At 35.8% G+C, this 2665-nt stretch carries 4 protein-coding genes; 1 reads left to right on the top strand and 3 read right to left on the bottom strand.

From position 1 onward, the window contains the following. Positions 1-140: 140 nt before the first annotated feature. Genes KSO91_RS16870 through KSO91_RS16880 form a run of 3 tightly spaced genes read right to left on the bottom strand, consistent with a single transcriptional unit; the run spans position 141 to position 2160 of the window. Positions 141-746 (bottom strand): hypothetical protein, encoded by a 606-nt coding sequence (locus KSO91_RS16870; RefSeq protein WP_238744185.1) that lies wholly within the window; start codon positions 744-746, stop codon positions 141-143. Beyond that, positions 736-1935: a site-specific integrase gene (locus KSO91_RS16875; RefSeq protein ID WP_238744186.1), complete on the bottom strand. Its 1200-nt coding sequence runs from the start codon at positions 1933-1935 to the stop codon at positions 736-738. The genes KSO91_RS16870 and KSO91_RS16875 overlap by 11 nt, the downstream gene beginning before the upstream one ends. A 9-nt stretch (positions 1936-1944) precedes the next feature. Next, a complete protein-coding gene (locus KSO91_RS16880) occupies positions 1945-2160 on the bottom strand; it encodes a hypothetical protein (protein ID WP_238744187.1) in 216 nt (71 codons plus the stop codon). Between the two features lie 128 nt (positions 2161-2288). Between KSO91_RS16880 and KSO91_RS16885 the strand changes: the two genes are divergently transcribed. Continuing rightward, positions 2289-2492 carry a helix-turn-helix domain-containing protein gene (locus KSO91_RS16885; RefSeq protein ID WP_238744188.1) on the top strand — a complete coding sequence of 68 codons (204 nt, stop codon included), beginning with the start codon at positions 2289-2291 and terminating at the stop codon, positions 2490-2492. The last annotated feature ends 173 nt before the right edge of the window (positions 2493-2665 follow it).

A 2665-nucleotide genomic window follows, 5' to 3' on the forward strand; every position in this document is an offset into this window, starting at 1 on the left:
TTGTGGCTAAGCTATTCCTTTAACTTTCAAAAAATCACCAATGAGCGGCAGCAAAAAGCATCATTTTTTTAATATATTTATAATTTTTTAAAATAAAAAAAACACCCGTAGGTGCTTTCTACTTTAATAAGCTTTTCACATTAAACATTCAGTGATGTTAGCTTTTCTTCTATTAGTGCTTTAACAACTTCATACTCTGGGGAAGAAACGATCAATTCATTTTTCGCCAATTTTTTGAGTAAACAGCTTACCAATAACGTATCTCTTAATGTTTGAGTGCAACTATAATATTGACACTTCAAAAATGCTTTTTGACCTATAATGATCAAAGAGGGATATAAGTTGTTCATCTTCTCACTGTTTGTTTTAAAAATATGGGCCGGGTGTAGCTGATTGTGGAAAATTATTTCAACCAAATCAGATCGCAGTTGGTTATCTCTCACCTTGGTGATCAAACCTATTAAGATGATCAGGTATCCAATTAAATTAGCCTGAATTGCTTTTAACCAAGAGAGTAGTTTCATTTTATCAACATTAGTGGCAATTAAATGTACTTCAGTGATCTTTACGCCTGTTGATACAACTTCACAATCAACCAAGGCTAAGCAGGGGCTATCACACTCAAAGTGTAGATTATCAATTACCTCGGCATCGAATGATGTCAGTCCATCCTCAAGAGTATACTGCATCGTCGAATGTGAATAACAAGGTGAAATGATAAAGGGTTTAAACTGTTCATTCTTCATGATCGCTCTCCGGGCTATTTTGTAAAAATTTTTCAGCTAAAATTCGTTCAAATGCACTACCATCTTTTCTAGTTAAATTGGGTACATAGCGACTGTAAACACGAAACAGCATAGTTGTTGAACTGTGCCCCATCTGTTGAGCAATCCATTCGGGGCTTTCACCTGCAGCCATCCACAGCGTTGCAGCAGTGTGGCGTGTTTGGTAAGGGTTTCGCTTTGAAAGACCACTAGCCTTTAAAGTGGGATACCATATATGGCGAGAAATATATTTATTTTGTAAATGCCCTCCTTTCTTTGTAGTGAATACGATTTCTTGGTTCTTAGGTTGCTGGGCTTTATAGTCCAGCAAAGCCTGATAAACAATTTCACTCATCTGTACACTGCGGTAAGAACCATCTGTTTTACAAGGTACAATTTCGTTAAGTACCAATGACTGATGAACCTTAATAATACGATTTTCAAAATCGACATTACTCCAGATTAATCCATCGATCTCACCAGTGCGTAATCCGGTAAAGAAACGTACTAAAAAATAACAGCGAAAATCATCACGTACATGCTTTAAAAACAAACTTACTTCATCAAAACTGAACGGCTGAATGTCAGTTCTTGGTACAGGTAAAGCTTTAATATTTTTCCATGGCGAGTTAAACTCAAAACGCTCAGCGGCTTCATTCATAATCACTCTTAGCGGAGTCATTATGTGGTTTATACGACTAGCAGATAATTTCCCATTTGATCGTCCGGTTACTTTGGCGAGTGTTGAACGAAAATTTAGGATATTAGCTTTAGTGATTTCGCTGAGCTTCTTCTTACCAAACGCAGGGATTAAGTGCAGTAAAAGCACATCTTTTACAGTGAGGTAATTAGACTTACGCCACTCAATTTCTTTTTCAGATATCCATAACAGTGCAAACTCCTCAAAATCAGCACCATCACTTTCGAATTCAATTACCTCTTCTAATTTGTTAGCAATGGCTTTAAATTTAGCAACCCGTTTACTCTTTGGAAAATACTTAGCATAATCGAATAGATCTAAGGTAATTTCAGATTCAATACGTTTCAATATTTTTTGCATACGTTTTCTGTTTGCAGTTGTATCTTCTAACTTTGATTGTTCGCGACAACGTATCCCCTTATATCTAAAGTCAAAATATAATGTACCGCTTCTCTCTTGAATACTTCCCATAAGTCCTCCTTACATGACTTGGTTCATAACGTTTTCTACATTAGGGCCATTTAGCATCTCGTCTTCAATGCGATCCCATATGTATAAAATTTTTCTGCCACCGAATGGGCGAATGTAATGAACGCCTTCGAACAGAACAGAATCTTTTAAAGATTCACGAATTGTTCTAACATCATATTTAATATGTGACGCTAGTTCTTCCGTAGTGAGATAGGTATGTGACATAATCACTCCTTAGGTATTTTATTTAATTAAGTATTACTTTGTACCTACAGGAGAAACAATAGCACACTTAATCACCATTGCAACCATTAAATACCCACTAAAGGTATTTAATTTTCCAGGAGGGTATTATGATCAGATGTAACTTATCCAAAATTTTGGGTGAAAAGCGTATAAAAGTTGCTGAATTAGCAAGGGAGACAGGCGTAAATAAAAATACAATCCATCGCTTATACAATGAAACTGCAACTCGGATTGATATTGAGGTAATTGAAAAGTTATGCTGTTTTCTTGAGGTTGGTATTGGTGAGTTGTTTGAGATAATTAGCGAATAATTATGACTGCAAATTCAATGCAAATTCAATGCAAAATTTCTATCTTATTACTCAAGTTTCGGGGTTCATTTTTAGCCAATAAAAGTGAACCATCCCTCATTCTAGGGCTTCTTGCCGCAAAGTAAAGTTATCCATTTGCATGACTTGCGTAAAAAAATCGACAACCGTCTGTT

The sequence above is a fragment of the Psychromonas antarctica genome, assembly GCF_022267535.1.
GTDB lineage: Bacteria > Pseudomonadota > Gammaproteobacteria > Enterobacterales > Psychromonadaceae > Psychromonas > Psychromonas antarctica.

What these genes read in the sequence shown, in the direction of transcription:
- KSO91_RS16870 (WP_238744185.1), bottom strand. Translation starts at nt 746, where the DNA reads ATGAAGAATGAACAGTTTAAACCCTTTATCATTTCACCTTGTTATTCA.
- KSO91_RS16875 (WP_238744186.1), bottom strand. Translation starts at nt 1,935, where the DNA reads ATGGGAAGTATTCAAGAGAGAAGCGGTACATTATATTTTGACTTTAGA.
- KSO91_RS16880 (WP_238744187.1), bottom strand. Translation starts at nt 2,160, where the DNA reads ATGTCACATACCTATCTCACTACGGAAGAACTAGCGTCACATATTAAA.
- KSO91_RS16885 (WP_238744188.1), top strand. Translation starts at nt 2,289, where the DNA reads ATGATCAGATGTAACTTATCCAAAATTTTGGGTGAAAAGCGTATAAAA.